Source organism: Polaromonas sp., from assembly GCF_029945685.1.
Lineage (GTDB): Bacteria > Pseudomonadota > Gammaproteobacteria > Burkholderiales > Burkholderiaceae_C > Polaromonas.
Window position 1 is genome coordinate 1 of the sequence record NZ_JAQSDA010000025.1, and the last position, 14,352, is coordinate 14,352.

Consider the following 14,352-nt stretch of genomic DNA (forward strand, 5'->3'; position numbering starts at 1 on the left):
CGCAGGGGACCCGGACCATCGGGTCGCCTTTTCTTTGGTGACTTTCTTTTGGCGACGCAAAAGAAAGTTACTTGCTGCCGGGCAACCCCCGGCATGCCTCGCCAACCGAATGCTTTCAAAATCAATACCGCGGCTGTAACGAGCCGGGGTTCGAGGGGACACCCATGACTCCACAAACAAGACCCCTCGACGGCATCACCGTCATCTCCCTCGAACACGCCATCGCCGCGCCGTTCTGCACCCGCCAGCTCGCCGACCTGGGCGCCCGCGTGATCAAGGTTGAACGCCCCGGCGCCGGCGACTTCGCGCGGGCCTACGACCAGCGAGTCGATGGCATGGCCTCGCATTTTGTCTGGGTGAACCGCTCCAAGGAAAGCCTGACGCTGGACCTGAAGCAACCCGCCGCACTGGCTGTGCTCAAACAGCTGCTGGAAACCGCCGACGTGCTGGTGCAGAACCTCGCGCCGGGTGCGGCCGCGCGCATGGGCCTGGGCTATGACGATCTCCGCGTCGCCAACCCGAAAATGATCGTCTGCGACATCTCCGGCTATGGTGACGACGGCCCTTACCGCGACAAGAAGGCCTACGACCTGCTGATCCAGAGCGAAGCCGGCTTCCTGTCAGTGACCGGCACACCCGACGAGCCCTGCAAGGCGGGCAACTCGGTGGCCGACATTGCCGCCGGCATGTATGCCTACAGCAGCATCCTGGCCGCGCTGCTACAACGCGGCAAGACCGGCCAGGGCTCGCACATCGACGTCTCCATGCTCGAGTCGCTGGCCGAGTGGATGGGCTACCCCATGTATTACGCCTACGCCGGTGCCACACCGCCGCCGCGCAGCGCGGCATCCCACGCGACCATTTATCCCTACGGCCCGTTTGTGGCTGGTGACGGCGGCACCGTCATGCTCGGGCTGCAAAACGAACGCGAATGGGTGGTTTTCTGCAAGCTCGTGTTGCAGCAGCCTGCGCTGGCGACCGATCCGCGTTTTGACAGCAACGCGCGGCGCAACGAACACCGCGATGCGCTCAAGGCCATCATCCTTGCGGTCTTTGCAGGCATGAGCACCGCCGAGGTGACCACCCGGCTCGACGGGGCGCAGATTGCCAACGCCCGCATGAACAGCATGGCCGAACTCTGGGCGCATCCGCAGCTGAAGGCGCGCGACCGCTGGCGCCAGGTGGCTTCACCGGTTGGCGACATTCCCGCCTTGCTGCCGCCGGGCCGCATCAACAGCTTCGACTACCGCATGGACCCCATCCCCGCCGTCGGCCAGCACACCCGCGCCATCCTGCGCGAGCTGGGGCAGGACGATGACGCCGTTGCCGCGCTGCAGCAGACAGATGCTATTTAATTGATAGCTGCTTGCGCTTTACCCATAAGGGCCGGCGCCTGATTTTATTAAAAATACGGACTCACCATGAGCAACACCCCCACCGCCCAACTCGCCGCTTTCGCCGCTGGCCTGACTTTCGACGCCATTCCTGCGACCGTCGTGCGCAAGGCCGAAGACCTGCTGGTGGACTGGTTTGGCTCGGCCATTGCAGGCAAGGGCTCGCGCCCGGTGGAAACCATCACCCGTTTTGCCGCCAGCATGGGGCCGACCGGCGGCGAGGCCGAAGTGCTGATCAACCGCAGCCGGACCAGCGCCTACTTTGCCGCCATGGCCAACGCCGCCGCCTCGCATGTCGCCGAGCAGGACGACGTGCACAACGGTTCGGTGTTCCACCCCGCCACGGTGGTGTTTCCGGTGGCGCTGGCGATGGCGCAGACGTTCGGTAGCAGCGGACGGCAGATGCTCACCGCCGCCGTCGCCGGTTACGAGGTGGGCATCCGTGTCGGCGAATTTCTGGGTCGCTCGCACTACAAGGTGTTTCACACCACCGGCACGGCAGGCACCCTGGCCGCGGCCGCCACGGCGGGAAGCCTGCTGGGCCTGAGTCCGGCGCAGATGCAGCATGCCTTCGGCTCGGCCGGCACACAGTCGGCCGGGCTCTGGGAGTTTTTGCGCACGGCCGCCGACTCCAAACAGCTGCACACCGCGCACGCTGCCGCCGCCGGCCTGATGTCGGCCTGCCTCGCATTGGACGGTTTTACTGGCGCGGCCCAGATCCTCGAAGGACCGCAAGGCATGGCCGCCGGCATGTCCAGCGACGCCGATCCCGCCAGGCTGACCGCCGGCCTGGGCGCTCGCTGGGCCACCGCAGAGACCTCGTTCAAGTACCACGCGTCCTGCCGCCACACCCACCCGGCGGCAGATGCGCTGCTGCAGGTCATGCAGGCGCACCAGCTGGCGCCCGCCGACATCGCCAGTGTGGTCACCCATGTGCACCAGGGCGCCATCGATGTGCTGGGCCCGGTGCTGGACCCGGCCACGGTGCACCAGAGCAAGTTCTCCATGGGCACGGTGCTGGCGCTGGTCGCACGTTTCGGCCACGCCGGTCTGGTCGAGTTCGACAGACATTTCCGCGAAGACGCCACCACGGTCCTGCGTGACCGGGTCACGATGTTGCTGGACGCCGAAGTGGACGCGGCCTATCCGCAGCGCTGGATTGGCAAGGTCACTGTCACCACGCTAGATGGCCGCGTGCTGCAAGGCAGGGTGGACGAACCCAAGGGCGACCCCGGGAACACCCTGAGCCGTGAAGAGATCACCGCCAAAGCCCTGCGGCTGGCCGCCTTCAGCGGCGGCGCAACGCCGGGCGATATGCGGTCGGCGGTCGATGCCCTGTGGCAGGTTGCGTCATGGCCGCGTGTGGGCCCGCTGCTCGAAGGCAAGGCATGATCGAGTCCGCCAGCCAGCCATTGGCGCTGGCCCGCTCCTTTCTGTTCGTGCCGGCCACCCGGCCCGAGCGCTTTGCCAAGGCGCTGGCCTCGGGGGCGGACGCCGTCATCATCGACCTCGAAGACGCGGTGGCCCCCGGCGAAAAGGTGCAGGCGCGGCAAGGGTTGGCGCAGGCCTGGCCGGGCCTTGCAGCGCAAGGGCGCGCGCGCGTGATGGTGCGTGTCAATGCGGGAAACACCACCTGGCACGGCGACGACCTGAACCTGCTGGGCGCGCTGGTTGGGTCGGGTGTAGCCGGTGTGGTGCTGCCCAAGGCGGAACATGCAGCCCAGCTCTCGCACGTGGCGGCGGTACTCGGCCCGGCGTGTGCGCTGGTTCCGTTGATCGAATCAGTCGCCGGTCTCGATGCCGCCGATACCCTCGCGCGTTGCCCCCAGGTGCTGCGGCTGGCCTTTGGCAACATCGACTTCCAGGCCGACGCCGGCCTGGCCTGCGGTCCGGACGAGGCTGAGCTGACGGCGGTGCGTCTTGCCTTGCTGCTGGCCACGCGCCGCGCGCAGCTGCCCTCGCCGATCGACGGGGTGAGCGCCGACACGCAGGACGCGGCTCAGCTTGCGCACGATCTGCTGCGCAGCCGCCGCGGCGGCTTCGGTGCCAAGCTGTGTATTCATCCCTCGCAGGTGGCGGCGGTCAATGCGGCCTTCACCCCCAGTCCGTCCGACATCGACTGGGCGCGGCGCGTGCTGGCTGCCAGCGAGGCCGCAGGCGGTGGTGTGGTCAGCCTGGATGGCCGCATGGTGGACATGCCGGTGCTGCTGCTGGCGCAGCGCACATTGGCCCGTGCAGGCCATGGGCACTGAAGTGCGGAACATGCCTGAGAAGGGTTTGTCCGAATGTTTTCCGGAGCCATTCGCCGCAAGATGGAGCCCTTACCCCCATCTGCGACAAGATGGCATTTCCCCAGAGGGGAGATCCGGCCCGACCCTGCTGCAAAACCATGCCCGGGCATCGGTTTGTACGTATGGCGATTGAGCGCTGACAAGTCTATATTCCCACACAGACGGATGCCCAATTCGCACTCTTTTTTTAACCAGGAGACATCATGAAAACCATCCATCGTTTGCGCCGCACCCTTCTTGCCACGGCCCTTGCTGCCGGTGCGCTGGCTCTGCCGTTCGCCGCTTCGGCCCAGGCGCCCATCGTCATCAAGTTCAGCCACGTGGTGGCCGAGCAGACGCCCAAGGGGCAGGGCGCGCTGAAGTTCAAGGAGCTCGCCGAGAAAAAACTCCCCGGCAAGGTCCAGGTGCAGGTGTTCCCCAGCTCGCAGCTGTTCGGTGATGCCAAGGAACTCGAGGCGCTGCTGCTCGGCGACGTGCAGTTCATCGCGCCTTCGCTGTCCAAGTTTGACCGCTACACCAAGAAGATCCAGGTCTTCGACCTGCCTTTCCTGTTTGACGACATCGAGGCAGTGGACCGCTTCCAGTCCGGCCCGCAGGGCAAGGCCTTGCTGGAGGCCATGAAGGGTCGTGGCCTGCTCGGCCTGGGCTACTGGCACAACGGCATGAAGCAGTTGTCCACCAACAAGGACAAGCTGGTTCGCCCTGACGATGTCAAGGGCCTGAAGTTCCGCATCCAGGCGTCCGACGTGCTCGAAGCGCAGTTCCGTGCGCTCGGTGCCAACCCGCAGAAGATGGCTTTCGCCGAGGTCTACCAGGCCCTGCAGACCGGCGTGGTCGATGGCCAGGAAAACACCTGGTCCAACATCTACTCGCAGAAGTTCCATGAAGTGCAGAAGACCATTGCCGAAACCAACCACGGCGTGATCGACTACATGGTTGTGACCAATGTCAAATGGTGGGACGGCCTGCCGGCTGACGTGCGCAAGGGCCTGACCGAAGCCATGACCGAAGCCACCGCGTACGCCAACAAGCTGGCGCTGGACATCAATGAAGCCGACCGCAAAAAGATTGCCGACGCGGGCAAGGCCAAGATCCAGAAGCTGTCCAAGGACGACGTGGCTGCCTGGCGCAAGTCCATGGAGCCGGTGTGGAAGAAGTTCGAAGGCGACATCGGGCGTGACCTGATCGACGGTGCCCTGAAGTCCAACAAGTAACCACAAGGAAAGGGCCCGCCAGGCGGGCCCTTTGTACATCTATGCGCTGGCTGGAACATTTGGAGGAGGGTCTGATCACCTTCCTGATGGCGGCAATGACCCTGGTCACCTTCATGCAGGTGATTGCACGTTACGTTTTCAACTACAGCTTTGTCTGGGCGCTGGAACTCACCGGCGTCATGTTTGCGTGGCTGATCTTTGTGGGCATGTCTTACGGCGTGCGTGTCGGTGCCCACATCGGCGTCGATGCGGCGGTCAAGTTGCTGGGCAAACGCCCGGCCCGCGTGGTCGAGTCGATTGCCGCCTCGCTTTGCATCGCGTACGCCCTGATCGTGGCTTTCGGAAGCTACCAGTATGTCTACAAAATTTACAGTGTCGGCATCCTGATGCAGGACATTCCCATCCAGACCTGGATACCCCGCATCATCCTGCCACTGGGTTTCCTGCTGCTGGCCTTCCGCTTTGCGCAGGTGCTGTGGCGGCTGGCCACCGGCCAGGAAGTGCACCTGCTCGGTGACGAAGCCAAGGATGCGCTCAAGCTTCAGGAAGAACCGGCCGTCGGCGAGGTGCGTTCATGACCATTGCCACACTGTTTATCCTGCTGCTGGTCTTCATGGCACTGGGCATGCCGATCGCGGTGGCGCTCGGCCTGTCGTCCCTCCTGACCATTCTGGTATTTGCACAGGACTCTCTGGCCTCACTGACGCTCAAGCTGTTCGAGACCTCCGAGCTGTACACCCTGCTGGCCATTCCGTTTTTCATTCTCGGCGGCAACTTCATGACGACGGGCGGGGTGGCGCGGCGCATGATTCGTTTCGCCAATGCCTGCATCGGGCACTTTCGGGGTGGCCTGGCCATGGCGTCGGTGCTGGCCTGCATGTTGTTCGCCGCAGTGTCGGGCTCCTCGCCAGCCACGGTGGTCGCCGTCGGGGCCATCGTGATTGCCGGCATGGTCAAGGCCGGTTATCCGCAGAATTTTGCAGCGGGGGTCATCTGCAACGCAGGCACGCTCGGCATCCTGATCCCGCCTTCCATCGTGATGGTGGTTTACGGCGCCGCGACCGAGACTTCCGTCGGCAAGCTCTTCATGGCCGGCGTCATACCGGGCCTCCTGCTCGGGCTGATGCTGATGCTGGCCATTTACGTGCGGGCCCGCATGCTGAATTTGCCGCGCCAGCCGCGCGCGCCCCTGGTCGAGATCCTGAAGGCCGGCCGTGACTCGCTCTGGGGCCTGCTGCTGATCGTCATCATTCTGGGTGGTATCTACGGCGGCATCTTCACGCCAACCGAAGCTGCGGCCGTGGCCGCGATCTACGCCTTTTTCATTGCCGTGTTTGTCTACCGCGACATCGGCATGAAAGAGGTGCCCAGGGTGCTGCTGGATTCCGGCAAGGTCACCATCATGCTCATGTTCATCGTGGCCAATGCGCTGCTGTTTGCGCATGTGCTGACGACCGAACGCATTCCGCAGACCATTGCCGAAACCATCATCAGCTGGGGCATGCCGGCCTGGCAGTTCCTCGTGGTGGTCAACATCCTGCTGCTGATTGCCGGCATGTTCATGGAGCCGACCGGCATCATCCTGATCATGGCGCCCATCCTGTTTCCCATTGCCACAAGGCTGGGCATCGATCCCGTTCACCTGGGCATCATCATGGTGGTGAACCTGGAGATAGGCATGGTGACGCCGCCGGTGGGGCTGAACCTGTTTGTCACTGCGGGCATCACCAAAATGTCCATTCTCGGTGTGGCGCGCGCGGCCCTGCCGTGGACGCTGGTGCTGTTGCTGTTCCTGATGATCATCACCTACGTGCCGGCCATCACCCTGTTCCTGCCCAACATGCTGTTCTAGGGCGCGCCCGGCCTGCCGGTGAACCGATGAGCGCCGCCCCCACGGGCGGCGTTTTTCATGGAAGCTTGATATCAAATTGGCCTCCAGCCCAGTCGGGATAAGCGCGAACAGCTATAAAAACAGGAGTAAATCCGCTGGATGTTCTGCCCCGGCCGGGTGCCCGCAACGGCCACCCGGCCTCAGCCCGGCTGCGGCGTCTTCGGCGTGTAGTCGCAATACGGCGCCACCGCGCACTGCCAGCACAGCGGCTTGCGCGCCAGGCACACATAACGCCCGTGCAGGATCAGCCAGTGGTGCGCGTCCACAAGATACTCGGGCGGAATGCGCTTGAGCAGTTTCAGCTCGACTTCCAGTGGCGTCTTGCCCGGCGCCAGCCCGGTGCGGTTTCCCATGCGGAAGATATGCGTGTCCACCGCCATGGTCGCTTCGCCGAACGCCGAGTTGAGCACCACGTTGGCCGTCTTGCGGCCCACGCCGGGCAGGGCCTGCAGTGCCTCGCGGCTGCGCGGCACCTGGCCGCCGTGTTGGTCCACCAGCATGCGGCAGGCATGCATCAGGTGTCTGGCCTTGCTGCGGTACAGCCCGATGGTCTTGATGTAGCCCTCCAGCCCGTCCTGGCCCAGCTCCAGGATCTTCTGCGGCGTGTTGGCCACCGGGAAAAGTTTGCGTGTGGCCTTGTTCACGCTCACGTCGGTGGCCTGGGCGCTCAGCAGCACGGCCGCCAGCAGCTCGAACACGCTGCTGTATTCCAGTTCGGTCACCGGCAGGGGGTTGGCGGCTTTGAGCGTGGCAAAAAAAGGGGCAATGTCGACGGTTTTCATGCCCTGCAGTGTATGGCTTGCCTCGGTGACGCTGGCCCGTGGCGTCCATCCGGCCGGGCAGGCCGGCAGAGCGGGACGTCCTAAGTAAAAACCCTTGGGTGCCTACATATTCCCGAAGGATTGCCGTAATGCAGGGAGTCAGCAGAGAACAAGCTGTCAGGTAGTCAGGTGGGGTGGCTGCGTACAGAAACAGTCAGGAGCAGAGCTCTTGTCGGGACAAGGCAGACGAGGGGGATCTCCTGGTGATGGCCTGCAGCGCACGGGGAAATGGGTTTTACGAGTGGTCCGGCAGCCCGGATTTTTAAGATATCAAGGAAATTTCATCATGAAAAAATTGTTTCAAGGAATCGTGGTCGCCGTGTTGGCGCTGTCATTCAACATGGGTGCCATGGCCACCGCCGACAAGGGGTCGGCCGAAGAAGCCACCGCGCTCGTCAAGAAGGCGGCCGCGTACATGAAAGCCAACGGCAAGGAAAAAGCCTTCGCGGAAATCAACAATCCCAGCGGCCAGTTCAAGGACCGCGATCTGTACATCACCGTTCTGGACATGAGCGGCAAGGTGCTGGCTCATGGCGCGAACGCCAAGCTCATCGACAAGAACCTCATCGAACTCAAGGATGTCGACGGCAAGTATTTCGTCAAGGGTTTTGTCGAAGTTGCCGGCGGCAAGGGCAAGGGCTGGGTCGATTACAAATGGCCCAATCCCATCACCAAGGCCGTGGAACCAAAGTCGTCCTACGTGGAAAAGGTCGACGACATGATCTTCATGGGCGGCATCTACAAGTAAGAACCCACCGGGTCGCATGCCCGGCGCCCTGCCACCGGAGGGCGGCGTCCGGCATGCGGCGGCACCGGCTTTTTTGGTGAATTGACATGGAGAGGAGGGGTTGATCGCAACCGCTCCTTTGGGGTTGCATGCCTGCTTTCCCAGGAATCAACAGTGCGTTAGTTTTGGAGTGATCATGAATTTACGTAGTTTGCGTATCGGGGCGCGTCTTGGAATCGGGTTCGGCATCATCCTGATGATTCTTGTGCTGGTGCTCGTTATCAACACCTGGGTCGGCCTGAAAAACAGGACTGCATTGATCGAGGGGCTGGAGAAAGCCAATGCGAGAAGTGCATTGGCCGTCACCATGCGCAGCGCCCTGCTCGAAGGCGGGATCGCCATACGCAACATCGCCCTCCAGTCAGACGTCGGCGCCATGCAGATGCAGGAGGCGCGGGGCAAGGCCGAGCGCAAGCGTTCCGCGCAGGCACGCGACAAGCTGCTGGCCACCGACCTTTCTGAAACCGAAAAGAAACTCGTGGCAGAGATTGCGCGACTCGACAAGGATATCGAGGCCCCTTTCGCCGAGGCTGTCGCACAGGCCCTGGCGTTCGATCCCGAAGGCGCGGCAAAAATCATTGCTGGCCGCATTGAACCGGCGCACCAGAAAGCGATGACCGAGATCAACAAGATGGTTGAACTGGAGCATGCCAACGTCAACGCAACAATGGAAGAAGCCGTCGCCGCCGGAAAGCAGTTGACGATTCTGCTGTTTGGTCTGGGCCTGGCCGCACTGACCATCGGCGCCGTGCTGGCCTGGGTCTTTACCCGAAGCATCATCCATCCGCTGCGCCAAGCCCTGTTGCTGGCGCAAGCCGTGGCTGGCGGCGACCTGACATCGCGGGTCAAGGTGACCGGCCAGGATGAAGTCAGCGATCTCATGCAGGCCCTGAAAGACATGAACGACAGCCTGGCCAAGGTCGTCGGCAACGTCCGCAGCGGTACCGACACCATAGCGACCGCATCCAGCCAGATCGCCGCCGGCAACCACGACCTGTCCTCGCGCACCGAAGAGCAGGCCAGCTCGCTTGAGGAGACGGCGGCGTCGATGGAAGAGTTGACCAGCACCGTCAAACAGAATGCCGACAACGCCCGCCAGGCCAACCAGCTGGCCGTCACCGCCTCCAGCGTGGCCGTCAAGGGCGGCAGCGTGGTCGCCGAGGTGGTCGGCACCATGGGCGCCATCAATGCTTCTTCCAGAAAGATCGTCGACATCATCGGCGTGATCGACGGCATTGCCTTCCAGACCAACATCCTGGCCCTGAACGCCGCCGTTGAAGCGGCCCGGGCCGGCGAGCAGGGAAGAGGTTTTGCCGTGGTGGCCGCAGAAGTCCGAAACCTGGCCCAGAGAAGTGCGGCAGCGGCCAAGGAAATCAAGACCCTGATCGGCGACTCCGTCGACAAGGTCGAGGAAGGCAGCAAACAGGTGGCCGAGGCCGGCAAGACCATGGACGAGATTGTGGACAGCGTCAAACGCGTGACCGACATCATGGCCGAGATCACGGCGGCCAGCCAGGAGCAGACGGCGGGAATAGAGCAGATCAACCAGGCGATCACGCAGATGGACCAGGTGACGCAGCAAAACGCTGCGCTGGTGGAAGAAGCCGCTGCTGCAGCGTCCTCGCTGCAGGAGCAGGCCAGCGGGCTCAGCCAGGTGGTCAGTGTGTTCAGGCTGGATCAGGAGCAGCTGAACCAGGTGGCGCCACCGCAGCGCGCTGCCTCTGCGAAACCTTCCAACCGGAAAGCCTCGCCCCAACAGCCGCCCAAGGCCAAGCCGGCCATTGCCGGGCCGGCAGGCCAGATGGCAGCAGCCGGGGGCAGCTGGGAAACCTTTTAAGCCATCAGCGCGAGATTCTCCTCCGCAAGGAGTATTTCTTCCTGCGGGGAGACCGGTGGTTGATGGAATATTGACACCGATCAAGTCCCGGTCGGGGTACCGATCGGAAACTATGTATGCATATTGATCAGCCGGTTGGCGAGCAGCGGGCCTTCCAGGGCATGGTCCGGGGGGTCGAGCGCGCTTGACCGGCTTCCAGAAAGAACCATGCCTTCCTCTTCGACCGACCCCCTGGATCCCGGCGGCAGCACACCTGGCGGGGCAGCGGCCCTGCTGGCGGGTTTGCTGGAATCCGCCATGGACGCCATCATCACCGTGGACGAGCAGCAGCGGATCGTCATGTACAACCATGCGGCGGAACAGGTCTTCGGCTGGTCGCGGCAAGAGGTGTTGCTGCAGCCCCTCGAGAAGCTGATGCCCGAGCGTTTTCGCGCGGGTCATGCCCAGAACGTCGAGCGTTTCGGCAACACCGGCGTGACTTCCCGGCGCATGGGCGGGCGCCGGGTCATCCATGGCCTGCGTCGCAATGGCGAGGAGTTTCCCCTCGACGCCTCGATCTCCGTGCTCCAGACAGCCGAGGGCAAGCTTTACACGACCATCGTTCGCGACATCACCGAACTCGACCGTCTTCAGCGGGAGCAGGCCGACAATGACGCCCGCCTGCGCGAAAGCCAGCGCCGCCTGCAGGCGGCGCAGCGCCTTGCACGCATTGGCTACTGGCAGATTGATCTCGACACCAACCTGATGTGGTGGTGCGATCAGGCCTGTGACGTGCTTGGTGTGGAGCGTTCGCTGCTGGACGCTTCCTATGACGGGCTGCTCCGGCTGATCCACCCCGGTGACCGCCAGGCTTTCGCTGCTGCACGTGACGCAGCCGTCCAGGCCGCATCGCCGCTTGATGCCGAGTTCCGGGTGATCACGGGTTCGGGTGGAGAACGCTGGATCCATCTGCTCGGCTGGATCGAAGGTGAGGGCCAGGGGGAGGAATCGCCGGCTCGCCGGCGTACCGGTTTGATCAGGGAGATCTCCAGCCGCAAGCGTTCCGAAGGACTGATTGCCCGCAGTCTTGAACTGCTCAACCGCACCGGAGCGTTGGCCAAGGTGGGCGGCTGGGAGGTGGTGATGGCGTCCACGGCAACCTATTGCTCCGACGAGATTTACCGCATCCATGAGATTGACCCCTCGGCGGCCATCACCCTGGAGGGTCTTCTCGGCTTTTACGCCGCTGAAGCGCAGCCCGCGATTCGCGCCGCGGTAGACGCTGCCCTGCAGCACGGCGCTTCGTGGGACCTGGATCTCCCGCTTCTCACGGCCAAAGGCAGGCGCATCTGGATTCGGACGCAGGGGCAGGCCATCCTGCAGGACGGCACGGTGGTGCGACTTTTTGGCGTGTTGCAGGACATCACTGAAATCAAGGCAGCCGAAGCCGCCTTGCGAGTTTCGAACCACGACCTCGAGGCCTTTTCGTATTCGGTCTCCCATGACCTTCGCTCGCCGCTCAATTCCATCAACGGCTTCAGCCATTTGCTGGCCGGAAAAGTAGCCGGCACCCTGGACGCGCAAGGGGAGCATTACCTGGCGCGCATCCAGGCCGGCACGCAGCAAATGGGGCAATTGATCGACGGTCTGCTTTCGCTCGCCGAGGTCTCACGTGCCTTGCTGGGCGGCGCGCCGGTGGACCTGTCCGTCATGGCTCGCGCCATTCTGGACGATTGGCAGGTACGCGAGCCGGGGCGTCATGTGGTGGTGCAGGTTGAAAAGGGCCTGCAGAGCCGTGGCGACGCCCGGCTCCTGCGGGCGGCGATGGAAAATCTGCTGGAAAATGCCTGGAAGTTCACCTCGAAAAAGGCCCTGGCCGAAATCACTGTCGGCCACAAACCCGGCGCGGACGGTCTGCCGGTGTTTTTTGTCAGCGACAACGGTGCCGGCTTCGACATGGCCTATGTCAACAAGCTGTTTACTCCGTTCCAGCGTTTGCACGGCGTCACGGAGTTTCCCGGCATGGGTATTGGCCTGGCCACCGTCAGCCGCGTGATTGCGCGGCACGGCGGCCGCCTGTGGGCCGAGGCGGCGCCGGAGCGCGGGGCCACTTTTTTCTTTACCCTGCCAGGCAGCGCGGTTGTGGCGAGCGGCGGCACCGACAGCGCCACGCAGACAGGCCCTGGTTGATCTTCAGCGCTGACGGCACCGGGTTACCTGGTACCGAGCCGGCGGCAAAAGCGTGCAGCTTTGGGTTCAGCATGGCGCTGAAAGGCTGCAGGCTGAGAAGGTGCTGGCCCTGGGCAAACATGTCAGCGGACGCGGGCATCGCCCTGCAGGGTTTGCGGCCTGGCCTTGCCGGCCGACAGCAGCCAGCGCAATACCCGCACGCGCGCCGGCCAGGGCACCACCAGCGGCGTGTTGCCGACGGCACGCTGAGCCTGGGACAGCGCGTCCTCCACGCAGGCGTTGTGCAGGTGACGAATTGCCAGTTCCCAGATCAGGGTGGCGCGGCCCTGGGTTTCCATTTCAATGCGGTGCTCCAGCACGCAGTCTTCTGCAGTGGCGCCCAGCACCGTGAAGCTGTGCCAGCCCCTGAAGCCCTCGGGCTCGGTGAACTGGAAGCGAACCGACTCGCCCGGCGTGTAGGCCGTCACAAAGTAGCGAATGGGTCCGTGCCCGCCCGCAGCGCCCACAGCCAGTGGCCGGTCGAGCGTCATGCGCGGCCAATCAGGTGGCCACACGCGGTCGGCCTGCGAGCCCAGCGATGCCATCAGCAGGGCCACCTGCGCCGGCGTGGCTTCCAGCCGCCGCTGGTGGACGTTCACAATGTTCATGCGTCACTCCTTGCGTTGTTGAGCTGCAGCGTGCGCCTGAACAGGTCAAACAGCCGCTCCCAGTGCCGCTCGGCGGCTGACTGGTGGTAAATGCCGGCCCGCCGGGGAAAAACAAAACCGTGCTCGGTGCCCGGGTACCACTCAATGCGGTGGGGCGTGCCGCCGGCGACCAGCGCTTGCTGCAGCGCCTGCACGATCTCGGGCGGTGCCCAGCGGTCGGTTTCGGCGCAGGCAAAGTAGCTTTCGCAGCGGATCATCGGCGCCATCCGGTGCGGGGAGTCGTCGCGCTCGGTCACCAGGTTGGCGCCGTGAATGCAGGCAATGCCGCTGATGCGGTCGGGCAGGGCAGCGGCGGCCGCCATCACGAACGGGCCGCTCATGCAGTAGCCCACCGCGCCCACGCGGCTGGCGTCGGCCTCTGGCTGCGTGTCTACAAAACGCAGCATGGCCTCGGTGTCGCGCACCACCATGGCGTTGGTGAGCGAGTTCATGTGTTCAAACATCACGGCCATCGCCGGCTCTGTGCGTTCGGTCAGCCAGAAATCGCGCGAGCGCCGGTAATACAGGTTGGGCAGTACCACGTAATAGCCGACCGCGGCAATACGCCGCGCCATGTCGTGCAGTTCCTCCCGCTTGCCGGGCGCGTCCATGTAAAACAGCACCACCGGGTGTGGCCCGCCTTCTTCGGGGTACACCACAAAACTGTTCATGGCGCCATCGGCGCCGGAGATGTCAATGTGTTGCTCAATCATGGATGCGCCTCAAACAAAATAAGCCAGCAGCCCCAGGCCATAGAGCACCGTGGCCAGCAAAATGCCGTGAAAAGGAATACTGAACCAGTACACCTTGCCCAGCACCACATAGGCCACCAGCAACAGCAGACCCAGCCCCAGCAGGAAAAATGACTGGAACAGAAACAACGGATGCAGCAGTGCCAGGTAAGCCCATACCGCGCCGAAAAGCATGGCGCCGAAGGAATGGCTGGCGTTAAAACCTGTCCAGGCCCGCCACATCGTCGTCTCGCGGCTGATCACCGGCGAGACCGCCATCATCCTGGCCTTGAGCGCCGGGTCGCGCGGGTCGAATTTCGGCCCCTTGAAGGTAAAAACCAGGTGCATCATGCCCAGCCCGAAAAGGACGGCTGCACTGGCGGCAATGAAGAAGGCAGGTGTGATCATGCCTCCATTCTGCCGCCGCCTTGCCCGGCTGCAAAGCAGGCAGACCCCGCGCGGCACCGTTGCCCGCCCCCAAGCAGGAAGGCGGCGCCCAAATTGGCGACAATGCACAGCAGAAAGAGAGAC

General features: G+C 63.6%; 13 protein-coding genes. 9 read left to right on the plus strand and 4 right to left on the minus strand.

Annotated features, from left to right (window positions below):
* The first annotated feature begins 164 nt into the window (after nucleotides 1–164).
* The 6 genes from PSV26_RS15770 (at nucleotide 165) to PSV26_RS15795 (ending at nucleotide 6,751) form a co-directional block, all read left to right on the plus strand.
* Nucleotides 165–1,355, plus strand: coding sequence for a CaiB/BaiF CoA-transferase family protein (locus tag PSV26_RS15770; RefSeq protein ID WP_300572066.1), 1,191 nt, complete (start codon nucleotides 165–167; stop codon nucleotides 1,353–1,355).
* A gap of 66 nt (nucleotides 1,356–1,421) precedes the next feature.
* Nucleotides 1,422–2,786 carry an MmgE/PrpD family protein gene (locus PSV26_RS15775; RefSeq protein ID WP_300572067.1) on the plus strand — a complete coding sequence of 455 codons (1,365 nt, stop codon included), beginning with the start codon at nucleotides 1,422–1,424 and terminating at the stop codon, nucleotides 2,784–2,786.
* Nucleotides 2,783–3,646, plus strand: coding sequence for a CoA ester lyase (locus PSV26_RS15780; RefSeq protein WP_300572069.1), 864 nt, complete (start codon nucleotides 2,783–2,785; stop codon nucleotides 3,644–3,646). The genes PSV26_RS15775 and PSV26_RS15780 overlap by 4 nt, the downstream gene beginning before the upstream one ends.
* A gap of 242 nt (nucleotides 3,647–3,888) precedes the next feature.
* A complete protein-coding gene (locus PSV26_RS15785) occupies nucleotides 3,889–4,899 on the plus strand; it encodes a TRAP transporter substrate-binding protein (protein ID WP_300516588.1) in 1,011 nt (336 codons plus the stop codon).
* A gap of 86 nt (nucleotides 4,900–4,985) precedes the next feature.
* Nucleotides 4,986–5,477, plus strand: coding sequence for a TRAP transporter small permease (locus PSV26_RS15790; protein WP_300516591.1), 492 nt, complete (start codon nucleotides 4,986–4,988; stop codon nucleotides 5,475–5,477).
* Nucleotides 5,474–6,751 carry a TRAP transporter large permease gene (locus PSV26_RS15795; protein ID WP_300516594.1) on the plus strand — a complete coding sequence of 426 codons (1,278 nt, stop codon included), beginning with the start codon at nucleotides 5,474–5,476 and terminating at the stop codon, nucleotides 6,749–6,751. Before PSV26_RS15790 ends, PSV26_RS15795 begins: the two co-directional genes overlap by 4 nt.
* Before the next feature lie 179 nt (nucleotides 6,752–6,930).
* On the opposite strand, the gene nth is transcribed toward PSV26_RS15795, so the two are convergent.
* The gene (gene nth, locus PSV26_RS15800; RefSeq protein ID WP_300516597.1) at nucleotides 6,931–7,572 is read right to left on the minus strand and encodes an endonuclease III; all 642 of its coding nucleotides are present in this window, start codon (nucleotides 7,570–7,572) and stop codon (nucleotides 6,931–6,933) included.
* A gap of 325 nt (nucleotides 7,573–7,897) precedes the next feature.
* Here nth and PSV26_RS15805 point away from each other — a divergent pair, with 325 nt between their 5' ends.
* The 3 genes from PSV26_RS15805 (at nucleotide 7,898) to PSV26_RS15815 (ending at nucleotide 12,404) form a co-directional block, all read left to right on the plus strand.
* A complete protein-coding gene (locus PSV26_RS15805) occupies nucleotides 7,898–8,359 on the plus strand; it encodes a cache domain-containing protein (RefSeq protein WP_300572071.1) in 462 nt (153 codons plus the stop codon).
* Between the two features lie 175 nt (nucleotides 8,360–8,534).
* Nucleotides 8,535–10,235: a methyl-accepting chemotaxis protein gene (locus PSV26_RS15810; RefSeq protein ID WP_300516602.1), complete on the plus strand. Its 1,701-nt coding sequence runs from the start codon at nucleotides 8,535–8,537 to the stop codon at nucleotides 10,233–10,235.
* A gap of 207 nt (nucleotides 10,236–10,442) precedes the next feature.
* The gene (locus PSV26_RS15815) at nucleotides 10,443–12,404 is read left to right on the plus strand and encodes a PAS domain S-box protein (protein ID WP_300572073.1); all 1,962 of its coding nucleotides are present in this window, start codon (nucleotides 10,443–10,445) and stop codon (nucleotides 12,402–12,404) included.
* Nucleotides 12,405–12,526: 122 nt separating this feature from the next.
* Here the strand turns inward: PSV26_RS15815 and PSV26_RS15820 are convergent, their stop codons facing one another.
* The 3 genes from PSV26_RS15820 to PSV26_RS15830 are packed head-to-tail and all read right to left on the minus strand — an operon-like array spanning nucleotide 12,527 to nucleotide 14,229.
* Complete coding sequence (locus PSV26_RS15820; RefSeq protein ID WP_300572075.1) at nucleotides 12,527–13,051, minus strand: SRPBCC family protein; 525 nt, start codon at nucleotides 13,049–13,051, stop codon at nucleotides 12,527–12,529.
* Nucleotides 13,048–13,803 (minus strand): dienelactone hydrolase family protein, encoded by a 756-nt coding sequence (locus PSV26_RS15825; RefSeq protein ID WP_300572077.1) that lies wholly within the window; start codon nucleotides 13,801–13,803, stop codon nucleotides 13,048–13,050. The genes PSV26_RS15820 and PSV26_RS15825 overlap by 4 nt, the downstream gene beginning before the upstream one ends.
* Before the next feature lie 9 nt (nucleotides 13,804–13,812).
* Nucleotides 13,813–14,229 carry a hypothetical protein gene (locus tag PSV26_RS15830; protein WP_300516611.1) on the minus strand — a complete coding sequence of 139 codons (417 nt, stop codon included), beginning with the start codon at nucleotides 14,227–14,229 and terminating at the stop codon, nucleotides 13,813–13,815.
* Nucleotides 14,230–14,352: the final 123 nt, after the last annotated feature.